Genomic DNA, 24,199 nt, shown 5'->3' on the forward strand with positions numbered 1-24,199 from the left:
GGGTGAGGGGGATGCGCGGCATGGCTATCCCGAGAATCCTCGCTGTGCGTCCCCCTCACCCTAACCCTCTCCCCAGAGGGGAGAGGGAATATCACGTCTCCTTTGCGCCTCAAGGACATCTTCCCATGGCATCGCTGACCATCCGCCTGCACCCCGCCGACAACGTCGTCGTCGCCGGCGCCGACCTGGAGCCCGGCACCATTCTGCCCGGCCCCACTGAGGACACTGGCGTCGCGACCACCGGACCGGTGCCGGCCGGGCACAAGGTCGCGGTGCGCGCCATCGCGCTGGGCGAACCGGTGCGCAAGTACAACCAGGTCATCGGCTTCGCCACCGCGGCGATCCAGCCGGGCGACCATGTCCACGTCCACAACATGGGCATGGGCAGTGATTTCGAGCGCGACTACGCCTTCGGCGCAGACGTCCACCCGGTCGAGCCGATCCCGGAGGCCGAGCGCGCCACCTTCCAGGGCATCGTTCGCCCGGATGGCCGCGTCGCCACCCGCAACTACATCGGCGTGCTGACCTCGGTGAACTGCTCCGCCACCGCGGCGCGGATGATCGCCGACCATTTCCGCGGGTCCGCCCTGGCCGCCTATCCCAACATCGACGGTGTCGTCGCCCTGACCCACGGCTATGGCTGCGGCATGGCCGGCAGCGGCGAGGTGATGGACACCCTGCGCCGGACCATCGCCGGCTACGCCCGCCACCCCAACTTCGCCGCGGTGATCCTGCTCGGCCTCGGCTGCGAGGTGAACCAGATCGACAAGCTGATGGAGGCCACCGGCCTGGAGGAAGGCGCCCGCGTCATCCCCATCGGCATCCAGGACATGGGCGGCACCGCGGCGGCGGCCCGCGAGGGCATCCGCCGGATCGAGGCGCTGCTGCCGGAGATCAACGACGTCACCCGCCAGACCCTGCCGGCCAGCCACCTGACGCTGGCGCTGCAATGCGGCGGCTCCGACGGCTATTCGGGGATCACCGCCAATCCGGCGCTGGGCTATGCCGTCGACCTGCTGGTCCGCAACGGCGGCACCGCCGTGCTGAGCGAGACGCCGGAGGTCTATGGCGCCGAGCATCTGCTGACCCGCCGCGCCGTCCGCCGCGAGGTGGGCGAGGCGCTGGTCGAGCGGATCGGCTGGTGGGAGGAGTACACCAGCCGCACCGGCGGCGAGATGAACAACAACCCGTCGCCCGGCAACAAGAAGGGTGGCCTGACCACCATCCTGGAGAAGTCGCTGGGCGCGGTCGCCAAGGGCGGCACCACCCCTATGACCGCCGTCTACCGCTATGCCGAGCCGATCACCGACAAGGGCTTCGTCTTCATGGACACCCCCGGCTACGACCCGGTGTCGGCGACCGGACAGGTGGCGGGCGGCGCCAACGTGCTGTGCTTCACCACCGGCCGCGGTTCGGTGTTCGGCTGCAAGCCGACGCCCAGCCTGAAGCTGGCGACCAACAGCACGCTGTTCCGTCGGATGCCGGACGACATGGACATCGATTGCGGCGCCATCGCCACCGGCGACGCCTCCATCGAGGAGGTCGGCCGCGCCATCTTCCAGCTGGTGCTCGACACCGCGTCGGGCCGCAAGACCAAGAGCGAGGAACTCGGCGTCGGCGCCGACGAATTCGCCCCTTGGCAGATGGGAGCGGTTATGTAAGGGGTCCGCCCCCTTATCGAAAACCGTTGAAGAGCCGGCGCCATGCCCGACAGTTCCACCTCCCGCACCGATACCGGTCCCGAGCCGGTCAACGCGCCGCAGACCCCGATCCAGCCGACGGTCAGTCCGAAGGCTGTGTCGGGCTCCAAGGGTACGGAGCCGATGCGGGCGATCCTGCTGGTGGTGCTGGCGGTGGCCTGCCTGTCCTGCTCCGACGCCACGGCGAAATATCTCGGCCGCACCCTGCCGCCGGCCGAGATCGCCTGGATGCGCTATGTCGTCTTCACGGCATTGGTGATGCCGCTGGCGCTGCGCGGCGGCTCGCTGAGCGTGCTGAAGACGACGCGGCCGGGGCTTCAGGTGGTGCGCGGCCTGGGCATGCTGGGCTCGGCCCTGTTCTTCATCATGGCGATGCAGCATCTGCCGCTGGCCGAGGCCGCAGCGATCAGCTTCGTCTCCCCCGTTTTCGTCACCGTGCTGTCGATCCTGCTGTTGGCCGAGAAGGTCGGCATCCGCCGCTGGGTGGCGCTGCTGGTCGGGTTGGCCGGCGTGCTGATCGTCATCCGGCCGGGGGAGGACGGCTTCCAGCCCGCCTCGCTGCTGCCGATCCTGACTGCCTTCAGCTGGGCCTTGGGGTTGGTGGTGACGCGCAGGATGACGGTGCAGGAAAACCCGCTGACCACCATGGTGTGGAGCGCGCTCACCGGCCTGATCGTGCTGACGGCGCTGCTTCCCCTGCACGCGGCATGGCCGACGCCGTGGGAGATGCTGCTGGGGGCCTTCATCGGGCTGGTCTACACCCTGTCGCAATGGCTGCTGATCCTGGCCTACCGCCAGGGCGAGGCATCGGTGCTGGCGCCCTTCACCTATGTCCAGCTGATCTGGTCCACGGCGCTGGGATACCTCGTCTTCGGCGCGGTGCCCGACCATTGGACCTTCGTCGGCACCGGCGTGATCATCGCCAGCGGCCTCTACACTGCGCACCGCGAACGGATGCGGGCACGGGAACGCCGCTTGGCGGCGGCATGAATAAGGTTTCGCCGGGGCGATCCCCGGCTTGTGGAGAAGAAGCATGACCGACACGCCCAACCGCGTCGCCGCGCTCGGCGAATGCATGATCGAGATGTTCCGGCGGCCGGACGGGTCGCTGACCATGGGGTTCGGCGGCGATACGCTGAACACCGCGGTCTATCTGGCGCGTCTGGGCACGCCGGTCGACTATGTCACCGCTCTCGGCGATGACAGCATCAGCGACGACATGGTGGCGGCCTGGGCGGCCGAGGGCGTCGGCACCGGCCACGTCCTGCGCGTGCCGAACCGCCTGCCCGGCCTCTACCTGATCGAAACCGATGCCAGTGGCGAGCGCCGCTTCCTCTACTGGCGCGACCGGGCGCCTGCGCGCGAGCTGTTCGCCCTGCCCCAGACGCCGGAACTGTCCAAGGCGCTGGAGGGCTACGGCATCGTCTATCTGTCCGGCATCAGCATCGCCATCCTGGGCGAACAGGGCCGCGAGCGGCTGTTCGAGCTGCTGGAGCGGGTCCGCGCGCGCGGCGGCAAGGTCGCCTTCGACACCAACTGGCGTCCGCGCCTGTGGCCGGACCTTGAAACCGCCCGCGCCGCCTTCGACCGCATGCTGCGGCTGACCGACATCGCGCTGCCCGGCGTCACCGACCTGCGCGACCTCTATGGCGACGCCGATGCCGACGCCGTTCTGGCCCGCGTCCGGAAGGCCGGCGTCGCCGAGATCGTCCTGAAGCTGGAACAGCCCGGTTGCGTGGTGATCGAGAATGGCGAGGCCGTCGAGGTGCCGGCCCAGAAGGTCGCCACGGTGGTCGACACCACGGCGGCCGGCGACAGCTTCAGCGCCGGCTATCTGGCCGCCCGCCTGCGCGGCGAGGGTCCGGCCGACGCCGCCCGTGCCGCCCACAAGCTGGCCGCCGCCGTCATCCAGCACCGCGGCGCCATCATCCCGCGCGACGCCATGCCGGCCTGAGCACCGGTTTCAAGCCGACACATCAGCCTTCCGCCAGTTCGCGGCGGAAGGCGCGGCCCGCCATCTGCGCGACAACGGTGAGCGCCGCCTCGTCGGCACCGTCGCGCGCCGCCGCAGACATCCCCTTCATCGCGATCGCCACGAAGTCCGCCAGCGCGTCGGCCCGTTCCGGCGCCTCTCCGGCGATGAAGTCCCGGATCGCCGCCACACCGGCCTTCCTCATCACCTCGGCCAGCGCGCAGGCCTCCGGGTCGGCGCTGTTGCGCGCGCCGTCGAGCACGAGGCAGCCGGCCACCCCGTTTCGCTCCGGATAGAGCTGCGCCGCCAGCAGCAGCGTGCGCTCGATCACCTCGGCCACGCCACCGCCCTCGGCCTGCGCACGCGCGAAGATGTTCGCCTCACCCGACGCATAGCGCCGGAGCGCCCGCTCGAACAGCCCGGCCTTGCTGCCGAAGGCCGCATAGAAGCTCGGCGGCTTGATTCCCAACTCCGCCCCCAACTCGGCAACGCCCACGGCGTCGTAGCCGCGCGCATGGAACAGCCTCATCGCGGTTTCGACCGCCTCGTCCATGTCGAAGGACCGTCGCCGTCCCCGCGATCCGGTCCTGGATTCGGGCAAATCTGTAGCGATCACTATATTTTCTCCTTGCACAAACCCTCCACCTCCATTTATATAGCGATCACTACATTTTCTCAAGGAGCACATCATGGGTGAGTTCACCGGCCGCAAGATCCTGGTCCTCGGCGGCAGCCGCGGCATCGGCAAGGCCATCGTCCGCCGCTTCGCCAAGGCCGGCGGCGCGGTCGCCTTCACCTATGCCGGGTCGAAGGACGCCGCAGAGGCGCTTGCCGCCGAAACCGGTGCTGAGGCCATCCGCACCGACAGCGCCGACCGCAACGCCCTGATCGCGACGGTGGCAGACCGCGGCGCGCTGGACGTGCTGGTCGTCAATGCCGGCACGGCGATCCTGGGCGATCCGCTGACCTTCGACCCCGACGCCGTCGACCGCATGATCGACATCAACGTCCGGGCGCCCTACCACGCGGCGGTCGAAGCGGCCCGGCGCATGAACGACGGCGGGCGCATCATCGTCATCGGTTCGGTCAACGGCGACCGCATGCCCTTCGCCGGCGGGGCCGCCTATGCCCTGACCAAGGCGGCAGTACAAGGCATGGTGCGCGGCCTCGCCCGCGATTTCGGCGACCGCGGCATCACCGTGAACGCGATCCAGCCGGGTCCGACCCATAGCGACATGAACCCGGCCGACGGCCCGATGGCGCCCGCCATGCACAGCTTCATGGCGATCAAGCGCCACATCGACGCCGACGAGGTCGCCGAACTGACCGCCTATGTCGCCGGTCCGCATGCCGCGATGATCACCGGCTCGTTCCAGACCATCGACGGCGGCTTCGGCGCCTGACGCCAAGCATTCGAAAACAAGCCTTTGAAAAAGCGGGGGACGGATGTTGTCCCCCGCTCTTCTATTTCTGCTGATCCTCGCGCGAGGCCCCCGTGCCGCCGGTGGCGTCCGGCAGCGGGGTGTGGCCGGTGTTGCCGGTGCGGTGCTGCGGGTCGTCGCCGGCCTGCGGCGTGTTGCCGGTGGACATGGCATCGACAGCCCGCCTGATCCGCTCGCCGCCTTCGCGCGCATCCTGTTCGTGGCCGGACAGGTCACCCGCCACCCGGTCCTTGGCCTGATCGATCACGCCCTTCATGCGCTCGTTGTCGCCTTGGGCCTGATCCTGCCCGCTGCCCTGATCCTGGCCCTGATTCTGGTCATTCCGGTCGCTCATCACAGCACCCTTCCGTTGGCGTGTTCCTCCCCTCAACAACCGGGACGCCACAGCGAAATGCTCTGAACGGAAGCGGTATGGTGTCCCCTACCCTACGGTTACCCCCTCATGCGCCAGCAGCCAGCGCTTGCGCTCCACCCCGCCGCCATAGCCGGTCAACGCCCCGCCGGAGCCGATCACCCGGTGGCAGGGCACCACGACGCTGAGCGGGTTGGCGCCGTTGGCATGCCCCGCCGCCCGCACCGCCGCCGGACGCCCGGCCAGCGCCGCCAGTTCGCGGTAGGCTATGGTCGTGCCGCAGGGAATCCCGCGCAACGCTGCCCACACCGCGCGCTGGAACGGTGTCCCACCGGTGCGCACCGGCAGCCTGTCGATGACGGCGAGATCGCCCGCGAAATAGGCATCCATCGCCCGCGTCAGGCCACCCGGATCACGTGACGGTCGCAGTTCATAGCCGCCGGAGTGATGCAGGCGCAGCAGCCGGTGCAGCCGGTCCTCATGGTCGGTCCAGTCGATGGCGCGCAGGGCGCCCTCCCCATCCGCCACCACGATCAGTTCGCCGATCGGCGTGGCGGTGCGGTCGATCAGCAGACTGGAGACGGCGGACATCACGGCACACCCTATCCCGGTTGCATAGGTGCGCTGCCAAATTTGGAGGCAGCGGCTCTGCGGCGCAACCCTTTGATACGGCGCAATTTCCTGTTTCCGCGCTCGCGAATTCCCATGCGTTTCTTGCGTATCGCCGCGAAAAGAGGCGCCAAAAGGCTGAGTTGCGTGCAATCCGCATGGCTGGCATGATGGAGCCATGCCTGTCCATACCGTCAGTTCTTGACCGAACAGTCAGCTTTTCCGCCGCCCAACGCCGTTGGCAGTGCTGGTTGGTTCTCTTGGCACGCGGGTTGCTGACGCTTCGGTAGATACGCCGCTCTGCGACCGAAGGGAAGCCATCCGCCATGACCCTGATCGCTACGCTTTCCACCGCCCAATACCCGGCCGAAGACCAGCTGGCTTCGCCCTACACCGACCTGACGCCGGCGATGACGCCGGTGCAGGCGTTGGCCGAGTCGAACCGCTGCCTGTTCTGCTACGACGCCCCCTGCATCAAGGCCTGTCCGACCGGGATCGACATCCCGGCCTTCATCCGCTCGATCGCCACCGGCAACCTGAAGGGTGCCGCGACGACGATCCTGTCGGAGAACATCATGGGCGGCACCTGCGGCCGAGTCTGCCCGACCGAGACCCTGTGCGAACAGTCCTGCGTCCGCAACCGGGCGGAGGACCGCCCCGTCGCCATCGGCCGGCTGCAACGCCACGCCACCGACCGCCTGATCGACGGCGAACCCGCCCACCCCTTCGCCCGCGCCGCCGCCACCGGCAAGCGAGTCGCCGTGGTCGGTGCCGGCCCGGCCGGCCTGTCCTGCGCTCACCGCCTCGCCACGCTCGGCCATGAGGTGACGGTGTTCGAGGCGAAGGCGAAGTCCGGCGGCCTCAACGAATATGGCCTCGCCCCCTACAAGATGGCCGACGATTTCGCCCAGCGCGAGGCCGCCTTCATCCTCGGCGTCGGCGGCATCACGGTGGAGCATGGCCGCAGGCTGGGCGCCGACCTGTCGCTCGACAGCCTGCGCGCCGACTATGACGCCGTCTTCCTCGGCGTCGGCCTGGGGTCCAACAACCGGCTCGGCATTCCCGGCGAGGAGCGTGCGGGCGTCGAGGACGCCACCGCCTTCATCGAGCGCGTCCGTCAGGCTCCCCCCGGCCAGCCGCCCGCGGTGGGCCGCAGCGTCGTGGTGATCGGCGGCGGCAACACCGCCGTCGACGCCGCCATCCAGGCCAAGCGCCTGGGTGCGGAGGACGTCACCCTGGTCTACCGTCGCGGCCGTGCTCAGATGGGCGCCACCGCCTGGGAGCAGGGACTGGCACAGACCGAGGGCGTCGTGCTGAAGACCTTCGCCGCCCCCAAAGAAATCGGCGACACCACCATCACCTTTGAGCGCACCCGGCTCGCCGACGGCAAGCTGGCCGGCACCGGCGAGACCTTCACCCTCCAGGCCGACATGGTGCTGAAGGCGGTGGGGCAAAAGCTGTCCACCGACGCGCTGGCCGGCCTTCAGGTCACCGGCGGCAAGATCGCCATCGACGCCACCTACCGCACCACGCTGACCAAGGTCTGGGCCGGCGGCGACTGCGTCGCGACGGGCGAGGATCTGACGGTCCAGTCCGTGCAGGACGGCAAGCTCGCCGCCCTCGCCATCCACAGCCACCTGACCGCCTGAGGAAAGGGAGCCACATCATGGCCGATCTTCGCAGCACCATCGCCGGCATCCGCTCCCCCAACCCCTTCTGGTTGGCCTCCGCCCCGCCGACCGACAAGGCCTACAACGTCGTCCGCGCCTTCAAGGCGGGCTGGGGCGGCGTGGTGTGGAAGACGCTGGGCGAGGACCCGCCGGTGGTCAACGTCTCCAGCCGCTACGGCGCACATCTCGACACCGACCGCCGGATGATCGGCTTCAACAACATCGAGCTGATCTCCGACCGGCCGCTGGAGGTCAATCTGCGCGAGATCATGGAGGTCAAGCGCGACTGGCCCGACCGCGCCATGGTCGTCTCGCTGATGGCGACCATGACGGAGGCCGCCTGGGCCGGCCTCGCCCGCCGCGTCGCCGAGACCGGGGCCGCCGACGGGCTGGAACTCAACCTCGGCTGCCCGCACGGCATGTGCGAGCGCGGCATGGGCTCCGCCATCGGGCAGGTGCCGGAGATGGTCGAGCAGGTCACCCGCTGGGTGAAGAACGCCGTCAACCTGCCGGTGATCGTCAAGCTGACCCCCAACATCACCAACATCCTGTGGTCGGCCGAAGCGGCCAAGCGCGGCGGCGCCGATGCCATCTCGCTGATCAACACGGTGAACTCCATCGTCGCGGTCGACCTCGACGCCATGGCGCCGACCCCGGTGGTCGACGGCAAGGGCAGCCATGGCGGCTATTGCGGCCCGGCGGTGAAGCCGATCGCGCTGAACATGGTGGCGGAGATCGCCCGCAATCCCGATACCCGCGGCCTGCCGGTCAGCGGCATCGGCGGCATCACCACATGGCGCGATGCGGCGGAGTTCCTGGCGCTGGGCGCCACCAACGTCCAGGTCTGCACCGCCGCGATGACCTACGGCTTCAAGATCGTCGAGGACATGATCGGCGGCCTGTCCAACTGGATGGACGAGAAGGGATACCGGACGCTGGACGAGTTGAGCGGGCGCGCAGTGCGCAACGTCGTCAACTGGAACGACCTGAACATGAACTTCTCGACCAAGGCGGTGATCGACCCCGCCTTGTGCATCGACTGCGGCCGCTGCCACATCGTCTGCGAGGACACCTCGCACCAGGCGATCCGCATCGACGCCGGAGAGGGCCGACGGGTCTTCACCGTGGTCAACGAGGAATGCGTCGGCTGCAACCTGTGCAGCCATGTCTGCCCGGTGCCGGACTGCATCACCATGGTGCCGGAGCAGAACAATCTGCCCTACGTCACCTGGCCCAACGACGCCCGCAACCCGATGCGCGTCCCCGAAGCCGCCGCCGAATAAGAACGCTGCACGACAACGACGTTCAGGAGAGAGCAACATGTCCACCCCGCAGAATGTCGCCGTGAACGGCTCGCGCCTGTGGCAGAGCCTGATGGACATGGCGCAGATCGGCGCCACGCCCAAGGGCGGCGTGTGCCGGCTGGCGCTGACCGACCTCGACAAGCAGGGCCGCGACCTGTTCGTGCAATGGTGCGAGGAGGCCGGCTGCACGGTCTCCGTCGACAAGATGGGCAACATCTTCGCCCGCCGCCCCGGCCGCGACGACAGTCTGCCCCCGGTCATCATGGGCAGCCATCTCGACAGCCAGCCGACCGGCGGCAAGTATGACGGCGTCTATGGCGTGCTGGCCGGGCTGGAGGTGGTGCGCAGCCTGAACGACATGAACTACGTCACAGAGGCCCCGGTGGAGGTCGCGGTCTGGACCAACGAGGAAGGCTCGCGCTTCGCCCCGGCCATGGTGTCGTCCGGCGTCTTCGCCGGGGTGTTCGACCTGGACTACGGCCTGTCCCGCGCCGACCTTGATGGCAAGACGATGGGCGAGGAGCTGGCCCGCATCGGCTATGCCGGCGACCGGGAGGTCGGCGGTCGCAAGGTCGGCGCCTATTTCGAGGCCCATATCGAACAGGGTCCGATCCTGGAGATCGAAGGCAAGACCATCGGCGTCGTCACCGACTGCCAGGGCCAGCGCTGGTACGAGATCACCTTCACCGGCCAGGAGGCCCATGCCGGCCCGACCCCGATGGTCCGCCGCAAGGACGCGCTGCTGGGCGCCGCCCGCGTCGTCGATGCGGTCAACCGCATCGGCATGAAATACGGCCCGCTCGCCTGCGCCACGGTGGGCCTGATGCAGATCCATCCCAACAGCCGCAACGTCATCCCCGGCCGCGTCTTCTTCACCGTCGATTTCCGCCATCCCGACGACGCCATCCTCGCCGCCATGGACGGCGAGCTGCGGACCGAGGTGGAACGCATCGCCGGCGAGATCGGGCTGGAGACCGACTTCCAGCAGATCTGGTACTACGCCCCGATCAAGTTCGACGAGACCTGCGTCGCCGCCGTCCGCAAGGGGGTGGAGCGCACCGGCCACAGCTTCCGCGACATCGTGTCGGGCGCCGGCCACGACGCCTGCTACCTGTCCAAGGTGGCGCCGACGGCGATGGTCTTCATCCCCTGCATCGACGGCATCAGCCACAACGAGGTCGAGGAGACGACCCCGGAATGGTCGACCGCCGGCTGCGAGGTGCTGCTGCACGCCGTGCTGGACCGCGCCAACGCCATGGCCGAACTGAGCCCTCTCCCCCCTGGGGAGAGGGTGGGGTGAGGAGGACACGCCGCAGGATTTTCACAAAGGTCCCCGCAACGCATCCCCCTCACCCTAACCCTCTCCCCGGGGGGAGAGGGGATAGGTGCCAGTCGAGATGAATGATGGCGAAAGCGATGGCGCGAACGGCTGCAGACACCGCAGACTCCACACAGCCCCAGGGCCGCATCCGGCGTGAGAACGTCGAGCGCATCCTGAAGGCGGCCGAGCGCGTCTTCGCCGAGGCCGGCTTCGCCGGCGCCACCATGGCCGACATCGCCGAGCGGGCCGGCCTGCCCAAGGCGAACCTGCATTACTATTTCGGCACCAAGGACGATCTCTACCGCGCGGTGCTCGACAACATCCTGCGGCTGTGGCTGGCGCCGATCGCCTCCTTCACCCCCGACGCCGATCCGGTGGAGACCCTGACCGCCTATGTCACCGCCAAGATGGAGGCGTCGCGCACCCGTCCGCACGCCTCCAAGGTCTTCGCCAACGAGATCCTGCATGGCGGGACCCAGGTCGAACGCTTCCTGGCGGAGGACTTGAAAGCGCTGGTCGACGCCAAGGCGGCGGTGATCGACGGCTGGGTCGCCGCCGGACGCATGGCCCCGGTGGATGCCCGCCAGTTCCTGTTCATGATCTGGGCGGTGACCCAGCATTACGCCGACTTCGACGTCCAGATCCGCAAGGTTCTGGGCCGCCGCAGCCTGACCCGCCAGGACTTCGCCGCCATGACCGCCGAGGTGCTGAGGCTGGTCCTGCGCGCCGCCGGTCTGCCAGAGCCGCAGATGGCCGAACCGCAAATATCCGAACCCGACCTATCCGAAACGCCCGACCACTCCGCCCAACCAATCCTTTGAGGGAGCGCCCGAGCATGTCCACCATCCTGATCCGCGGCGGCACCGTCGTCACCGCCGAGCACACCCGCCGCGCCGACGTCCTCTGCCAGGACGGCCTCATCACCGCGGTGGGCGAAAAGCTGGACGTGCCGGCGGGGGCCGAGGTGGTGGATGCCGGCGGCTGCTACGTCATGCCCGGCGGCATCGACCCGCACACCCACATGGAATTGCCCTTCATGGGCACGGTGACGACGGAGGATTTCTTCAGCGGCACCGCCGCCGGCTTCGCCGGGGGGACGACGATGATCATCGACTTCGTCATCCCCAACCCGAAGCAGAACCTGATGGAGGCTTACCACACCTGGCGCGGCTGGGCGGAGAAGGCGGCCGGCGACTACAGCTTCCACGTCGCCGTCACCTGGTGGGACGAGAGCGTGCGGCAGGACATGGGCACGCTGGTGGCCGAGCATGGCGTGAACAGCTTCAAGCATTTCATGGCCTACAAGAACGCCATCATGGCCGACGACGAGACGCTGGTGAACAGCTTCCAGCGCTGCCTGGAGCTCGGCGCCATCCCCACCGTCCATGCCGAGAACGGCGAGCTGGTCTTCCAGCTCCAGAAGAAGCTGCTGGCCCAGGGCCTGACCGGTCCGGAGGCCCATCCCCTGTCCCGCCCGCCGGAGGTGGAGGGCGAGGCCGCCAACCGCGCCATCCAGGTCGCCAAGGTGTTCGGCGTCCCGGTCTACATCGTCCATGTCTCGGCCAAGGAGGCGCTGGCCGCCATCGAGCGCGGCCAGAATGACGGGCAGCGCGTGTTCGGCGAGGTGCTGGCCGGCCATCTGCTGATCGACGACGGGGTCTACCGCAACCCCGACTGGGACTTCGCCGCCGGCCACGTCATGAGCCCGCCCTTCCGCCCCAGGGAGCATCAGGACGCGCTGTGGCGCGGCCTCCAGGCCGGGCACCTGCACACCACCGCCACCGACCATTGCTGCTTCTGCGCAGAACAGAAGGCGATGGGCCGCAACGACTTTACCAAGATCCCGAACGGCACCGCCGGCATCGAGGACCGCATGACCGCGCTGTGGACGCACGGCGTCAACACCGGCCGGCTGACGATGAACGAGTTCGTCGCCGTGACCTCCGCCAACGCGGCCAAGATCTTCAACCTCTACCCGCGCAAGGGTTCGGTCAGCGTCGGGGCCGACGCCGATCTGGTGGTATGGGACCCGAAAGCGACCAAGACCATCTCGGCCAAGACCCAGATGCAGAAAGTGGGCTTGAACATCTTCGAAGGCATGACAGTCACCGGCACCCCGGCCTACACGCTGAGCCAGGGCCGCATCGTCCATGCGCTGGGCGAGAGCCGCGCGGTGCGCGGCGCCGGCCGCTACATCAACCGCCCCGCCTTCCCGCCGGTCTATGAGGCGGTGTCGAAGCGCAACGCCCTGAACGTCCCGACGGCAGTGGAGCGGTAAGCAAAACAACGCCCAAAATCCCCTCTCCCCCCCGGGGAGAGAGTTAGGGTGAGGGGGAAGCACTGCGGGACTTTTGTCGAAATCCTGCGGTGTATCCCCCTCACCCCGACCCTCTCCCCAGGAGGGAGAGGGAGTGGTCAGTTCCCCCGATCACCCCACCGAACTGGCGAACAGGAAGTTCTCGGCCGTCAGGCTGTTGCGGTCGACGCCCATCAGCTTGATCGAGTTGAAGGCACCGAGGTCGATGGACAGGTCGGCGCCGTCCTGCGTCGAGTGGGTCAGCACGCTGTTCAGGCTGGTGAAGCCGCTGATGCTGCGGATGTCGATCACGTCGCCGCCGGTGCCGGCCTGGAAGTCGCCGATGACGTCCCAGCCGTCGCTGGCATGCTGGACGAAGGTATCCCGCCCGGCGCCGCCGATCATGTAGTCGTTGCCGGCATTGCCGGTGATCGTGTCGTTGCCGCTGCCGCCGGCCAGATACTCCCCGGCCGAGGTGCCGGTGATGGTCTGGCCCGGCGTGCCGCCGGTCGAACCGCCGCTGCCCCCGCCCGTGCTGCCGCCGGTCGCGGTGAAGGAGAAGTTGGCGGCGGTCAGGCTGCTGCGGGTGACGTTGGCGAGGATGGCGCTGTTGTTGTTGTCGAAATTCACGACGGTGTTCGCACCGTCCTGGACGGTGACGGCCATCACCGACGCGAAGTCCTTGAACCCGCTCCAGCCCGCGACGTTCAGCACGTCGCCGCCGCTGCCGGCCTGGAAGTCGCCGACATAGTCCCAGCCGTCGCCCGGCTTGAAGACGAAGGTGTCGCTGCCGCCGCCGCCGGTCATGTAGTCGTCACCGGCGTTGCTGATGATGGTGTCGTTGCCGCTGCCGCCGGCCAGATAGTCGCGGCCGTCAGTGCCGGTCAGCGTCTGGCCGCCCGTCCCGCCACCGCCGGTTCCGCCCCCCGTATCGCCGCCGCCGGTCGAACCGCCGCCAGTCGATCCACCACCTTGGCCCAGCGTGATGGTGTTGCCGGACAGGCTGATGCTGGACGCGGCGAAACTGCCGGCGATGCGCAGCGTCAGGTCGGAGCCGGCGGTGCCGTCGAGCCCGACATGGACCAGCGTGACGCCGTTCACCGTCTCCGCCTGGACCTTGCCGGCGGTCAGCGTGCTGCCGTTGCCGCTGCCGACCGTCCCGGACAGCGAGGCGCCGACGATGGCGAAGGCGTCGCCGGTGGTGGCGCCGGTGATGCTGCCGAAGCCGTTGCCCTGCGCCGCCGTCATCGTCACGGTGTGGTGCTGGCTGCCGGTCAGGGCGAGAGTCTCGACGCTGGTCAGCGTCATGCCGCTGATGTCGATCTTCGGCGAGGCGACGTCGTTGTAATATTCAAGATTGTAGCCGTTGTAGCTGGTCAGATTGTCCGACCGCAGCTCCAGCGTGTCGGTGCCGGCGCCGCCGTCGAAGCTGACGGTCCCGGCATCGTACTGGCTGACCACGATATAACGGTCGTTGCCGGCATCGCCATAGATCAGGTCGTTCTGGGTCTGGGCATAGCTGCCCGAGCTGACGATGCCGGCGAGGATGGTATCGTCGCCGTCGCCGCCATAGACGGTGTCGCGTTCCCAATCACCCTTCAGCAGGTCGTTGCCGGCATCGCCATAGATCAGGTCGGCGCCGCCGCCGCCGGCCACCGTATCGTTGCCGAGTTCGCCGTGAAGCTGGTCGTTGTCGGCACGGCCGTACATCAGGTCGTTGCCGCCACCGCCGAAGACGCTGTCGTTGCCGTCACCGGCCTCCAGCGTGTCGTTGCCGGCGCCGCCATGCTCGACGTCGTTGCCGCCATGGCCCCAGAACCAGACCGCGGTGTCACCGGCGGTCAGGCTGTCGGCATATTCGGAGCCGATCCAGCGCTGGATGTTGACGAAGCTGTCGCCGGCGGCTTCGCCGGTGTTGTTGGCGCCGTTGGTCAGATCCAGCGTGATGCCGGTGGTGGCGTTCTCGTAGGTGACGATGTTGAAACCGCTGCCACCGACATAATGGTCCGCACCCAACCCGCCATTCATGGTGTCGCCGGCCGCCTGTCCGGTGTTGCCGCCACCGACCAGCGTGTCGTTGCCGATGCCGCCGATCAGGCTGTCGTTGCCGGTGCCGCCGACGATGCTGTCGTTGCCGGCCAGCCCGTTGATAGTGTTGCCGCTGTTGTCGCCGATCAGCGTGTCGTTGCCGCTGGTGGCGGTGCCGCTGTAGGCGAGACGGTGCGGCCAGGCCTCAGCCCCCGCGAACGGACAGGCCGCCAGGATCGGACCGGTCACCACGTCGAGGTCCCAGGAGGCGCCCTGGTCGGCCACGCCATCCGGGTTACCGACCGGATGGCTGGCGGCGGCGACGCGCGCGCCGGTGACGGCGGCCAGACGCTCCACGAAGCGGCGGCCGTTGCGTCCAGCGCCGACGTCGCAGGCATGGATCAGAATCTCGCAGCCGGTCGCGTCGGGCCAGCGGCGATCGAGCAGAGCGCTGGTGTCGAGCGGCGTCGCCCCCAGCTTCACCACGCCCGGCGCGCCATGGGCGATCAGGTGGACCGCCGCCGGGCTAGCCTCGCGGGCGGCCTCCAGGGCGTCGGCCAGCAGGCCCAGGGCGTCCTCGTCCGCGGCGACCCGGACCACCGTCACGTCCGGCGCGTGCCGGCCGATCAGCGCATCGATGTCGGCCAGACCGGCGTCGGCAAGAATGATCCCGTGCATGAAAACCCCTTTCTGGGGAATTGTTGAAAGTCGTTTGCGCGTTCTGTGATGTACGGGATCATGTCCACCGAACAACATCCAATAAGCCCATCATTCCTTGGGAAGCATCCACTCCGGCCGGGCGATCTGTTTTCTCCGTCATAGCGAAAGCGGTGCAGTCTCTTTCGATTTCGACGCCATCCGGCCGGTCGGGCTTGTTGCGGCGGCTTGCCACTCTTTTTCCCGATCAGAGAAGATTCATCGGGACCTACCACCAATTCGGGGCGTATGCCGACGCGCACGGGTGGAAAGCACAAAAAAATGGGCCATCGGGGACGCCCCGATGGCCCAATCCAGGAGAGATATCGTTCAGGGGAACCCGAAGCCGGTCCGCCCGCGGCGCCGTCTCAGTGCATCAGCATGCGCGGCAGCCACAACGAGAAGGCCGGGACATAGGTGACCAGCAGCAGCGCCACGAACAGCGCCCCGTAGAAGGGCGTGATGGAGCGCATCACCTCGCCCACCGACACGCCGCCGATGGCGCAGCCGATGAACTGGGTGGTGCCGACCGGCGGGGTGTTCAGACCAAGAGCGCAGTTGATCAGCATGACGATGCCGAACTGCACCGGGTCCATGCCGTACTGCATGGCGATCGGCAGGAAGATCGGCGTGCAGATCAGGATGGTGCTGGCCATGTCCATGAAGGTGCCCAGCAGGAACAGGATGATGTTGATCAGCAGGAAGATCATCAACGGGTTGGTCGACACGCCGGCCAGCAGTTCGCCGGTCATGTCCGCCACCTCATAGAGTCCCATGAGGTACTGGAACATCGTCGACACGCCGATCAGCAGCAGCACCACGCCGGTGGTCTTCACCGTCTTGGCGGCAGCGGCCAGGAACTTCTCCCAGCTCAGCGTGCGGTAGACGAAGGTGGTCAGCAGCAGCGCGTAGATCACGGCGACCGAGGCCGACTCGGTGGCGGTGAACACGCCGGTGGTGATGCCGGCCAGGATGATGACGACGATCAGCAGGCCCGGAAGTGCTGCGGCGAAGCTGTGCAGCAGGATGTCCCAGCCGGGGAAGGTCCCCTTCGGATAGCCGCGCTTCACCGCGACGTAATAGGCCGCACCCAGGTTGCAGACCATCAGCAGCAGCGCCGGCATCAGCCCCGCGGCGATCAGCGCGCCGATGGACGCCTTTCCGCCGGCGGCCAGCGCATAGATGATCATGTTGTGGCTGGTCGGCATCAGCGCGCCGACGAGGGCGGCGTGGGTGGTGACGTTGACCGCGTAGTCGGCGTGGTAGCCTTCCCGCTTCATCATCGGGATCATCACCGCGCCCATGGCCGACACGTCGGCGACCGGCGATCCGGCGACGCCGCCGAACAGCGTGCAGGCCACCACGTTGGACATGCCCAGCCCGCCGCGGATATGGCCGACCATGCTCTTGGCCGCGGCGACGATCTTGTCGGCGACGCCGCCATGCAGCATCAGCTCGCCGGAGAAGACGAAGAAGGGAATGGCCAGGAACGAGAAGACGTTCATGCCCGACATCATCTGCTGGAAGACCACCGCGACCGGCAGGCCTTCATAGAGGATGGTGCAGAGCGCCGACAGGCCGATGGCGAAGGCGACCGGAATGCCGAGGATGAGGAAGCCGAAGAAGGTGATGGACAGGATGGTCAGTTCCATGACGGCTTGACCTCCTCGCCGCGCAGGATGGCGACGATGTGCTCGATGGAGAAGAGAACGATCAGCACGCCCGACAGCACCAGCGGCACGTAGCGCACGGCTTCGGAGATATGAAGGTTCGGGATGGTGTAGGAGGCGACCGAGCTGCCCAGGATCCAGCCGTTGTAGGCCATGCAGGCGCCGAAGATGCCGACCAGCGCGTAGATCAGGATGTCCATCTTGCGGCGCGCGCTGTCCGACAGCATCACCAGCAGCGATTCCAGACCGATATGCCCGGCGTCGCGGACGCCGACGGCCGCACCGATCAGCGTGACGTAGAGCACCAGCACGATCGCCAGGCTCTCCGCCCAGGTCGGCGAGCTGTTCAGCACATAGCGGCCGAACACCTGATAGAAGACGACGCACACGATCATCATCAGGCCGATGATGGCGACATACATGCCGGTCCTGGCCAGCACCGCGTTCATGCGGGTCAGCCAGCCGGCCGCATGCGGCGGGCTGACGTCCATTGCTTGCAGCTCGATATCCATGCTGCGGCTCCCCACTCCTGAGACCCCGGCGGTGCGCAGCCCGTCCCGTCCGGGACGAAGCCGCGCGCCGCCTTGCTCTTGGCGTTACAGAAAGGTCGTTACTTGGTTTCCTGGACGCGCTGGACGAGGCTCTGCAGCTTCGGCGTGTTCGCGAACTGGGCGTAGACCGGCTTCATGGCGTCGATGAATTCCTGCTTGTTCGGAACCTCGACGATCTGGGCGCCGGCCTGGGTCACGATCTCCTTCGACTTCAGCTCGCGCTCGTCCCACAGCTTGCGCATGTAGGGCACGGAGTCCTTGGCGGCCTTGCGGATCGTGGCCTGATCGTCCTTCGACAGGCGGTCCCAGGCGACCTTGGAGAAGACCAGCACTTCCGGCGCCATCGCGTGTTCGGTCAGGGTGAAGTACTTGGCCGCCTCGAAGTGGCGGGAGGATTCATAGGACGGGTAGTTGTTCTCGGCGGCATCGACGATGCCGGTCTTCAGCGCGGTGTAGACCTCGCCGAAGGGCATCGGCGTGGCGTTGGCGCCCAGCGCCTGGATCATGGCGACGAACAGGTCGGACTGCTGGACGCGGATCTTGGCGCCCTTCATGTCGGCCAGCGTCTTGTAGGGCTTGGCGGCCGAATACATGCTGCGCGAGCCGCTGTCGTAGAACGCCAGCCCGATCATGCCCTGGCTTTCCATCGCCGCCAGGATTTCATCACCGATCGGGCCGTCCAGGACGCGGCGCATGTGGCCGGTGTCGCGGAAGATGAAGGGCAGTGCGGTGACCATCGTCTCCGGCACCACGTTGTTCAGCGGCGCCACGTTGATGCGCATCATCTCCAGCGCGCCGATCTTCAGCTGCTCGATGGTGTCCTTTTCGGTGCCGAGCGCGCCGTTCGGGAACACCTTGATGCCGAGCTTGCCGTTGCTGCGCTCGGCCACCAGCTTGCCGACATAACGCACCGCCTCGACGGTCGGGTAGTCGGTCGGGTGGATGTCGGCGGACCGGAAGTCGCGCGCGGCGGCCGGCGCCGACAGCATCGGAGCGGCCAGGATGCCGCAGACGGCACAGGCGGCCAGCAGCGCGGTGCGGACCGAGGTGAGCGAAAACTTCATAGGTTCTCCTCCTGATGGCGGGGACGGAGCCTGATGCGGCCCGGCCTCTCTTGTTCTGGTGTTACCTGGTTGACCGGCGGGCCACGGGCCGCCTGCACTCGACTGGACGAACTGTGGACCGGTGGCAGGCAAGGCATCGAAGATGAGACACTGCGGCGGCCGGCCTTCGCAGCGCTGCGATAGCGCGGCGTGCAACCGGGTATCATGCACGGCCGATATGGCCCCGCCCTCGACCCTATCCTCGTTCAGCCCCCCGGCTTGCCTTCCGCCGCCCCTGTTCACGTCACTTAGGATATTAGTATATCAATCTGCGCGCAACCCTGAAAGTTCAAAGCGGCAACTACCGTTCGGACTTTAAACTGAACAGGATCGACGGGGAGAGGGACAAAGTGACCGCCGCAGCGGGTTTCAGCCAGCGTACGGATCGCCGCAGGGGGGCGGGTGCGACATTCGGCCCCAGCTTTCGCCGCAGCCCTTCCCCCCACTCACTCAGATGCGGCGACGATCGCGCTCCGCCGGTCAGGCGTGCCCGTTCACCAGGGGCCACACTTCCAGGGCGCCACGATAGATCATGTGCAGGGCGACGTAGAGGATGATGGCGAGGCCGACATAGGCCAGCCAGCGGTGCTTATGCAGGATACGGGCGATCAGGCTGGCGGCGAGGCCCATCAGGGCGATGGACAGGGTCAGGCCGATGACCAGCACGCCCAGATGCTCGCGCGCCGCGCCGGCGACGGCCAGCACGTTGTCGAGCGACATCGACACGTCGGCGACCACGATCTGCCAGACCGCCTGCCCCAGCGTCTTGCGCGGACCGGCAGCGGCGGCGTCATCGTTCTCCAGCGCCTCGACCGCCTCATCCTCCTCATGGGACTGGCGCAGCTCGCGCCACATCTTCCAGCACACCCACAGCAGCAGCACGCCGCCGGCCAGCAGCAGCCCGATGATCTGGAGAAGCTGGGTGGTGACGGCCGCGAAGGCGATGCGCAGCACGGTGGCGGCCAGGATGCCGATCAGGATCGCCTTGCCGCGCTGCTCCTTCGGCAGACCCGCTGCGGCCAGACCGATGACGATGGCGTTGTCGCCGGCCAGCACCAGATCGATCATGATGACCTGGAGCAGCGCGATCAGCGCCTCGGTGGTGAAGAGTTCCGTCATTTGGGCACGAGTCCTCGCATCACGATCAGTGTGGGAGGAGAGGCCGCACGGGGTGTCCCGATGACCGGCCGGGCCGCGCCGATGGCGTCGGACGGGAAGCGCCGGTCAAGGGCAAAAGGCGCGGGCCGCTCCTGATGTTCCCAGTCCGACATCGCAACCGGTGAAGGTTGCCAGAGGGGCCCGGCCTGGTTCTGGCGCTTTACGCCAAAGTGGTGGATTCCGCAAGGCCATGATTCCGACCTGCGGAACTCCGGTCGATGACAGGAAGCAGGGATAGGGATCAGGGCGTTCCCACCTCCACGCTTCTGGCGCTGCCCGACGCTTCCAGGATTGCCTCGATCAGACGGTGGACCTTCAGCGCCTCGCGCCCGTCCACCCGCGGCCGGCGGCCTTCGTCCAGCGCGTCGAGGAAGTCGGACAGCACCGCGCGGTGATGCTGGTGGGAGAAGGCCATCGGGTCGGCCCCGCCGCCCAGCGTGGCGCCGTCCTCGCCGGCAACGATGCGCTCGCCGGTGACCAGCTGCGCCTCCAGCCGGTCGCCGGCCAGCACGGCGGAGCCGCCGGTGCCGGCGATCTCGATCCGCTCGGGATATCCCGGATAGACGGCGGTGGTGGCGTTCACCGTCGCCAGCATCCCGTTGCCGTAGCGCAGCGCCGCAGCGACCACATCCTCCGTATCCATATTTGTGCCCGGTCTGCGCAGCACGCTGGTGACAGCGAATCCGGCGACCTGATCCGGCAGTCCAGCCAAGCCGACGAAGGCATCCAGCGTATGGATCGCCTGGGTCAGCAGCACGCCGCCGCCGTCGCGCGCCTTCATGCCGCGGCCGGGCTGGGCGTAATAGGCGGCGTCGCGCCACCAGCGCACCGACACCGCCGCGGTCAGCGGCCGGCCCAGCGTGCCGTCGCGCATCAGCGCCTCCAGCCGCTCGACCGAGGCGCGGAAGCGATGCTGTAGTACGACGCCCAGCGTCAGCCCCGCCTTCTCCATCGCCGAGACCACCGCCCGTGCGCCCTCCGGTGTGGCGTCCAGCGGCTTTTCCAGCAGCACATGCTTGCCGGCGGCGGCACAGCGCGCCACCAGATCGGCGTGGCTGTCGGGTGGGGTCAGCAGCAGCACGGCCGACAGCGCCGGGTCGTCCAGCAGTGCCTCCAGCCGGTCGACCACCGGCAGGCCGTGGCGGGCGGCGAAGGCGGCGCGGCGCGCGGCCGACGGGCTGAAGCAGCCCGCCACCTCCACCCGGTCGGCCAGATCGATCAGGCTCTGCGCGTGCGGCGCCGATGCCATGCCGAGGCCGACGACACCGATGCGACGGCGTGGAGTGGTCATCAAAGCGCTCCGTCCAGGGTGGCCATGTCGGCAGCGATGTCGGCGGTCAGGCTGCCGGAGAAATAGAGCGGCGCCGCGTTGCGCACGTCGTCCACCGTGATCTGAAGATTGTCCAGATGGCGCACCAGACTCTGTTCGGCCCGGTCGGGATCATGGCCGGCGATCGCCTCGACGATGGCCTCATGCTCGGCGATGACCGTGCGCATGCGGCCGGGGACCGGCAGGGTCAGGCGGCGGCAGCGGTCGAGCTGGACCTTGGCCTGCTGGATGATCGCCCAGAAGCCGGGATAGCCCGCCATCTCGGTGATCTGGGCGTGGAAGGCCTCGTCCGCCTGATGGAAGCCGTCGGCATCGCCCACCGCATCGACCTCGCGCTGGTGTTCCAGGCAGGCGCGCAATGCCGCGATCTGGCTGCGGGTGGCGCGCTCGGCGGCGAAACGCACGGTCGCCCGTTCCAGCACCTTGCGGATCACGCCGGCTTCCGGCAGGGCACCCAACGGGATGCGGGCGACGAAGGTGCCGGATTGCGGGAAGATCTCGATCAGCCCCTCGTCCGCCAGCCGCAGCACCGCTTCGCGCACCGGCGTGCGGCTGACGCCGTAGGCCTCGGCGATCTGCTTTTCGGCGATCGGTTCGCCCGGCTTGCGTTTCAGCGAGACGATCTCCGCCCGCAGGTCGCGGTGGATGGCGTCGGCCGCGGTCGGACCGCGCCGCATGTCCCGCCGCGCCGGCACGCGGCTCAGCAGCGGGGCGGCCTTGGCCGACAAGATCGGCGGGGATGCCGCGATGGAACCGGTTTTGGCCGGCGGGTTGCCCGATGGCATGGCGTCCAGCCTCCTCAGAAGCACATGCCTCAGAATACTAATATATCAGATGGCGCGGCAAGCAATTTCGCTCATCCCCCGTTCGGATCCGGGTGTGACAAAGGCGCCCCCACTCCCGTCATGGATGCAGGAAGAGGGCGCGGGCGCCTTCCTAAAGCCCCGCCGCCAGCCGGGTTCCCTGGGCGATGGCGCGCTTGGCGTCCAGCTCCGCCGCGACGTCGGCGCCGCCGATCAGGTGGACGGCGATGCCGGCGGCCTCCAGCGGGGCGTGCAGCTCGCGCAACGGCTCCTGCCCCGTGCACAGGACGATGGTATCGACTGCCAGGGTCTGCACCCGCTCGCGCTTCTCGCCGAAGCTGATGGTCAGCCCCTCGTCGTCGATGCGCTCGTAATTCACCCCGGACAGCGCCTGGATGTTCTTCATCTTCAGCTGCGCCCGGTGGATCCAGCCGGTGGTCTTGCCCAGGCCGGCACCGGGCTTGCTCGCCTTGCGCTGGAGCAGCACGACCTCACGGGCCGGCGGGGTCAGGTGCGGGCGGATGCCGGCGACACCGCCGCGCGCCTCGGCCGGGTCGGCGACCCCCCATTCGGCCCGCCACAGCGCCGGGTCCAGGCTGGGCGAGGGCGCCTCCTGCGTCAGGAATTCGCTGACGTCGAAGCCGATGCCGCCGGCCCCCACCACGGCAACGCGTCTACCGACCGGCTTGGCGCCGCGCAGCACGTCGATGTAGGTCAGCACCTTGGGATGGTCCTGGCCCGGGATCTTCGGGTCGCGCGGCACCACCCCGGTCGCCAGCACCACGGCGTCGTAGCCGTCGCCGGTCAGGTCGTCGGCCGTCACCCGCCGCCCCAGATGCAGCGCCACCCCGGTCTCCGCCAGCCGGTGGCGGAAATAGCGCAGGGTCTCGTGGAACTCCTCCTTGCCGGGGATCCGCTTGGCCATGTTGAACTGGCCGCCGATCTCGTCGGCCGCGTCGAACAGATGCACCTCGTGCCCGCGCTCCGCCGCCGTCGTGGCGCAGGCGAGGCCGGCCGGGCCGGCACCGACCACGGCGACGCGCTTGCGCTGCTTGGCCGGCGCGATCGTCAGCTCCGTCTCGTGGCAGGCGCGCGGGTTGACCAGGCAGCTCGCCGTCTTGCCGGAGAAGATGTGGTCCAGACAAGCCTGATTGCAGGCGATGCAGGTGTTGATCGCCTCCGCCCTGCCGGCCGCCGCCTTGGCGACGAAGTCCGGATCGGCCAGGAAGGGCCGGGCCATCGACACCATGTCGGCCAGCCCCTCGCCGATCACCGCGTCGCCGACCTCGGGGGTGTTGATGCGGTTGGTGGTGCAGAGCGGGATCGACACCGCCTCTTTCAGCTTTCCTGTCACCCAGGCGAAGTTGGCGCGCGGCACGCTGGTGGCGATGGTCGGCACCCGCGCCTCGTGCCAGCCGATGCCAGTGTTGATGATGGTGGCCCCAGCCCGCTCGATGGCCTGGGCCAGCTGCACCACCTCCTCCCAGCTGCTGCCGTCGGGGATCAGGTCCAGCATCGACAGGCGGTAGATGATGATGAAATCGTGCCCGACCGCCTCGCGCATGCGCGACACGATCTCGACCGGGAAACGCATGCGGTTCTCGTAGGGACCGCCCCATTTGTCGGTGCGCCGATTGGTGTGGGTCACCAGGAACTGGTTGATCAGGTAGCCTTCCGACCCCATCACCTCCACCCCGTCATAGCCGGCCTCGCGCGCCAGTTCGGCACAGCGGACATAGGCGCGGATCTGGCGCTCCACCCCCCTGGCGGTCAGGGCGCGCGGGGTGAAGGGGGTGATCGGCGACTTGATGCGCGACGGCGCCACCGACAGCGGGCTGTAGGCATAGCGGCCGGCATGCAGGATCTGCAGCGCGATCTTGCCGTCTTCGGCATGCACCGCGTCGGTGATGACCCGGTGCGCCCGCGCCGCCCCATGCCGCGCCAGGGTGGAGCCGAAGGGCGACAGCCACCCTTCCACATTCGGCGAGAATCCGCCGGTCACCATCAGCCCGACTCCGCCGCGCGCCCGCTCGGCGAAATAGGCGGCCAGCCGCGGGAAATGGCGGCGCCGGTCCTCCAGCCCGGTGTGCATCGACCCCATCAGCACCCGGTTCTTCAGCACCGTAAAGCCGAGGTCGAGCGGGGCCAGCAGATGCGGATAGGGCTGGGAGCCGGGCATGGTCACGAGGCACTT

At 68.2% G+C, this 24,199-nt stretch carries 20 protein-coding genes; 9 read left to right on the forward strand and 11 right to left on the reverse strand.

The features are described 5' to 3' along the window. Positions 1-125: 125 nt before the first annotated feature. Genes J2848_RS11270 through J2848_RS11280 form a run of 3 tightly spaced genes read left to right on the forward strand, consistent with a single transcriptional unit; the run spans position 126 to position 3,654 of the window. Positions 126-1,661: a UxaA family hydrolase gene (locus J2848_RS11270; RefSeq protein ID WP_149231096.1), complete on the forward strand. Its 1,536-nt coding sequence runs from the start codon at positions 126-128 to the stop codon at positions 1,659-1,661. Positions 1,662-1,703: 42 nt separating this feature from the next. Beyond that, positions 1,704-2,690, forward strand: coding sequence for a DMT family transporter (locus J2848_RS11275; protein WP_149231097.1), 987 nt, complete (start codon positions 1,704-1,706; stop codon positions 2,688-2,690). A 43-nt stretch (positions 2,691-2,733) separates the two neighbouring features. Then, on the forward strand, positions 2,734-3,654 hold the full coding sequence (locus J2848_RS11280) for a sugar kinase (protein WP_149231098.1): 921 nt from the start codon (positions 2,734-2,736) through the stop codon (positions 3,652-3,654). Between the two features lie 22 nt (positions 3,655-3,676). Here the strand turns inward: J2848_RS11280 and J2848_RS11285 are convergent, their stop codons facing one another. After that, entirely contained in the window at positions 3,677-4,288 is a 612-nt protein-coding gene (locus J2848_RS11285) for a TetR/AcrR family transcriptional regulator (protein ID WP_211103088.1), read from the reverse strand. A 73-nt stretch (positions 4,289-4,361) separates the two neighbouring features. Here J2848_RS11285 and bdcA point away from each other — a divergent pair, with 73 nt between their 5' ends. Next, entirely contained in the window at positions 4,362-5,075 is a 714-nt protein-coding gene (gene bdcA / locus J2848_RS11290) for an SDR family oxidoreductase (protein ID WP_149231099.1), read from the forward strand. Between the two features lie 61 nt (positions 5,076-5,136). Here the strand turns inward: bdcA and J2848_RS11295 are convergent, their stop codons facing one another. Together J2848_RS11295 and ogt are read right to left on the reverse strand one after the other, a co-directional pair. Continuing rightward, positions 5,137-5,448 carry a hypothetical protein gene (locus J2848_RS11295; RefSeq protein WP_149231100.1) on the reverse strand — a complete coding sequence of 104 codons (312 nt, stop codon included), beginning with the start codon at positions 5,446-5,448 and terminating at the stop codon, positions 5,137-5,139. 87 nt (positions 5,449-5,535) lie between these two features. Further along, positions 5,536-6,057, reverse strand: a complete 522-nt coding sequence (gene ogt / locus J2848_RS11300; protein ID WP_149231101.1) for a methylated-DNA--[protein]-cysteine S-methyltransferase — start codon at positions 6,055-6,057, stop codon at positions 5,536-5,538. A 344-nt stretch (positions 6,058-6,401) separates the two neighbouring features. Here ogt and J2848_RS11305 point away from each other — a divergent pair, with 344 nt between their 5' ends. The 5 genes from J2848_RS11305 to hydA all read left to right on the forward strand — a co-directional run bounded on the left by J2848_RS11305 (position 6,402) and on the right by hydA (position 12,648). Beyond that, complete coding sequence (locus tag J2848_RS11305; protein ID WP_149231102.1) at positions 6,402-7,724, forward strand: NAD(P)-dependent oxidoreductase; 1,323 nt, start codon at positions 6,402-6,404, stop codon at positions 7,722-7,724. A 17-nt stretch (positions 7,725-7,741) separates the two neighbouring features. Further along, the gene (preA, locus tag J2848_RS11310) at positions 7,742-9,028 is read left to right on the forward strand and encodes an NAD-dependent dihydropyrimidine dehydrogenase subunit PreA (protein WP_149231103.1); all 1,287 of its coding nucleotides are present in this window, start codon (positions 7,742-7,744) and stop codon (positions 9,026-9,028) included. A gap of 37 nt (positions 9,029-9,065) precedes the next feature. Continuing rightward, a complete protein-coding gene (locus tag J2848_RS11315; protein ID WP_149231104.1) occupies positions 9,066-10,349 on the forward strand; it encodes a Zn-dependent hydrolase in 1,284 nt (427 codons plus the stop codon). A gap of 116 nt (positions 10,350-10,465) precedes the next feature. Further along, positions 10,466-11,191, forward strand: coding sequence for a TetR/AcrR family transcriptional regulator (locus J2848_RS11320; RefSeq protein WP_246193812.1), 726 nt, complete (start codon positions 10,466-10,468; stop codon positions 11,189-11,191). Positions 11,192-11,205: 14 nt separating this feature from the next. Further along, the gene (gene hydA, locus J2848_RS11325; protein WP_149231106.1) at positions 11,206-12,648 is read left to right on the forward strand and encodes a dihydropyrimidinase; all 1,443 of its coding nucleotides are present in this window, start codon (positions 11,206-11,208) and stop codon (positions 12,646-12,648) included. A gap of 150 nt (positions 12,649-12,798) precedes the next feature. On the opposite strand, the gene J2848_RS11330 is transcribed toward hydA, so the two are convergent. The 8 genes from J2848_RS11330 to J2848_RS11365 form a co-directional block, all read right to left on the reverse strand. Beyond that, positions 12,799-15,372 carry a DUF4347 domain-containing protein gene (locus J2848_RS11330; RefSeq protein WP_149231107.1) on the reverse strand — a complete coding sequence of 858 codons (2,574 nt, stop codon included), beginning with the start codon at positions 15,370-15,372 and terminating at the stop codon, positions 12,799-12,801. A 386-nt stretch (positions 15,373-15,758) separates the two neighbouring features. Further along, positions 15,759-17,042 (reverse strand): TRAP transporter large permease, encoded by a 1,284-nt coding sequence (locus tag J2848_RS11335; RefSeq protein WP_109076174.1) that lies wholly within the window; start codon positions 17,040-17,042, stop codon positions 15,759-15,761. Then, positions 17,033-17,572: a TRAP transporter small permease gene (locus J2848_RS11340; RefSeq protein ID WP_149231108.1), complete on the reverse strand. Its 540-nt coding sequence runs from the start codon at positions 17,570-17,572 to the stop codon at positions 17,033-17,035. Before J2848_RS11340 ends, J2848_RS11335 begins: the two co-directional genes overlap by 10 nt. A gap of 98 nt (positions 17,573-17,670) precedes the next feature. Beyond that, positions 17,671-18,675 carry a TRAP transporter substrate-binding protein gene (locus J2848_RS11345; protein ID WP_149231109.1) on the reverse strand — a complete coding sequence of 335 codons (1,005 nt, stop codon included), beginning with the start codon at positions 18,673-18,675 and terminating at the stop codon, positions 17,671-17,673. Between the two features lie 519 nt (positions 18,676-19,194). Then, a complete protein-coding gene (locus J2848_RS11350; RefSeq protein WP_149231110.1) occupies positions 19,195-19,833 on the reverse strand; it encodes a TerC family protein in 639 nt (212 codons plus the stop codon). Between the two features lie 280 nt (positions 19,834-20,113). Next, the gene (locus tag J2848_RS11355) at positions 20,114-21,163 is read right to left on the reverse strand and encodes a Gfo/Idh/MocA family protein (RefSeq protein WP_149231111.1); all 1,050 of its coding nucleotides are present in this window, start codon (positions 21,161-21,163) and stop codon (positions 20,114-20,116) included. Then, a complete protein-coding gene (locus tag J2848_RS11360; protein ID WP_149231112.1) occupies positions 21,163-21,987 on the reverse strand; it encodes a GntR family transcriptional regulator in 825 nt (274 codons plus the stop codon). Before J2848_RS11360 ends, J2848_RS11355 begins: the two co-directional genes overlap by 1 nt. 151 nt (positions 21,988-22,138) lie before the next feature. Continuing rightward, entirely contained in the window at positions 22,139-24,184 is a 2,046-nt protein-coding gene (locus J2848_RS11365; protein WP_149231318.1) for an NADPH-dependent 2,4-dienoyl-CoA reductase, read from the reverse strand. Positions 24,185-24,199 lie beyond the last annotated feature (15 nt).

Source organism: Azospirillum lipoferum, from assembly GCF_024170005.1.
GTDB lineage: Bacteria > Pseudomonadota > Alphaproteobacteria > Azospirillales > Azospirillaceae > Azospirillum > Azospirillum lipoferum.

Coding starts and splice junctions, on each gene's coding strand:
- J2848_RS11270 (WP_149231096.1), top strand. CDS start 126: ATGGCATCGCTGACCATCCGCCTGCACCCCGCCGACAACGTCGTCGTC.
- J2848_RS11275 (WP_149231097.1), top strand. CDS start 1,704: ATGCCCGACAGTTCCACCTCCCGCACCGATACCGGTCCCGAGCCGGTC.
- J2848_RS11280 (WP_149231098.1), top strand. CDS start 2,734: ATGACCGACACGCCCAACCGCGTCGCCGCGCTCGGCGAATGCATGATC.
- bdcA (WP_149231099.1), top strand. CDS start 4,362: ATGGGTGAGTTCACCGGCCGCAAGATCCTGGTCCTCGGCGGCAGCCGC.
- J2848_RS11295 (WP_149231100.1), bottom strand. CDS start 5,448: ATGAGCGACCGGAATGACCAGAATCAGGGCCAGGATCAGGGCAGCGGG.
- ogt (WP_149231101.1), bottom strand. CDS start 6,057: ATGTCCGCCGTCTCCAGTCTGCTGATCGACCGCACCGCCACGCCGATC.
- J2848_RS11305 (WP_149231102.1), top strand. CDS start 6,402: ATGACCCTGATCGCTACGCTTTCCACCGCCCAATACCCGGCCGAAGAC.
- preA (WP_149231103.1), top strand. CDS start 7,742: ATGGCCGATCTTCGCAGCACCATCGCCGGCATCCGCTCCCCCAACCCC.
- J2848_RS11315 (WP_149231104.1), top strand. CDS start 9,066: ATGTCCACCCCGCAGAATGTCGCCGTGAACGGCTCGCGCCTGTGGCAG.
- J2848_RS11320 (WP_246193812.1), top strand. CDS start 10,466: ATGGCGCGAACGGCTGCAGACACCGCAGACTCCACACAGCCCCAGGGC.
- hydA (WP_149231106.1), top strand. CDS start 11,206: ATGTCCACCATCCTGATCCGCGGCGGCACCGTCGTCACCGCCGAGCAC.
- J2848_RS11330 (WP_149231107.1), bottom strand. CDS start 15,372: ATGCACGGGATCATTCTTGCCGACGCCGGTCTGGCCGACATCGATGCG.
- J2848_RS11335 (WP_109076174.1), bottom strand. CDS start 17,042: ATGGAACTGACCATCCTGTCCATCACCTTCTTCGGCTTCCTCATCCTC.
- J2848_RS11340 (WP_149231108.1), bottom strand. CDS start 17,572: ATGGATATCGAGCTGCAAGCAATGGACGTCAGCCCGCCGCATGCGGCC.
- J2848_RS11345 (WP_149231109.1), bottom strand. CDS start 18,675: ATGAAGTTTTCGCTCACCTCGGTCCGCACCGCGCTGCTGGCCGCCTGT.
- J2848_RS11350 (WP_149231110.1), bottom strand. CDS start 19,833: ATGACGGAACTCTTCACCACCGAGGCGCTGATCGCGCTGCTCCAGGTC.
- J2848_RS11355 (WP_149231111.1), bottom strand. CDS start 21,163: ATGACCACTCCACGCCGTCGCATCGGTGTCGTCGGCCTCGGCATGGCA.
- J2848_RS11360 (WP_149231112.1), bottom strand. CDS start 21,987: ATGCCATCGGGCAACCCGCCGGCCAAAACCGGTTCCATCGCGGCATCC.
- J2848_RS11365 (WP_149231318.1), bottom strand. CDS start 24,184: ATGCCCGGCTCCCAGCCCTATCCGCATCTGCTGGCCCCGCTCGACCTC.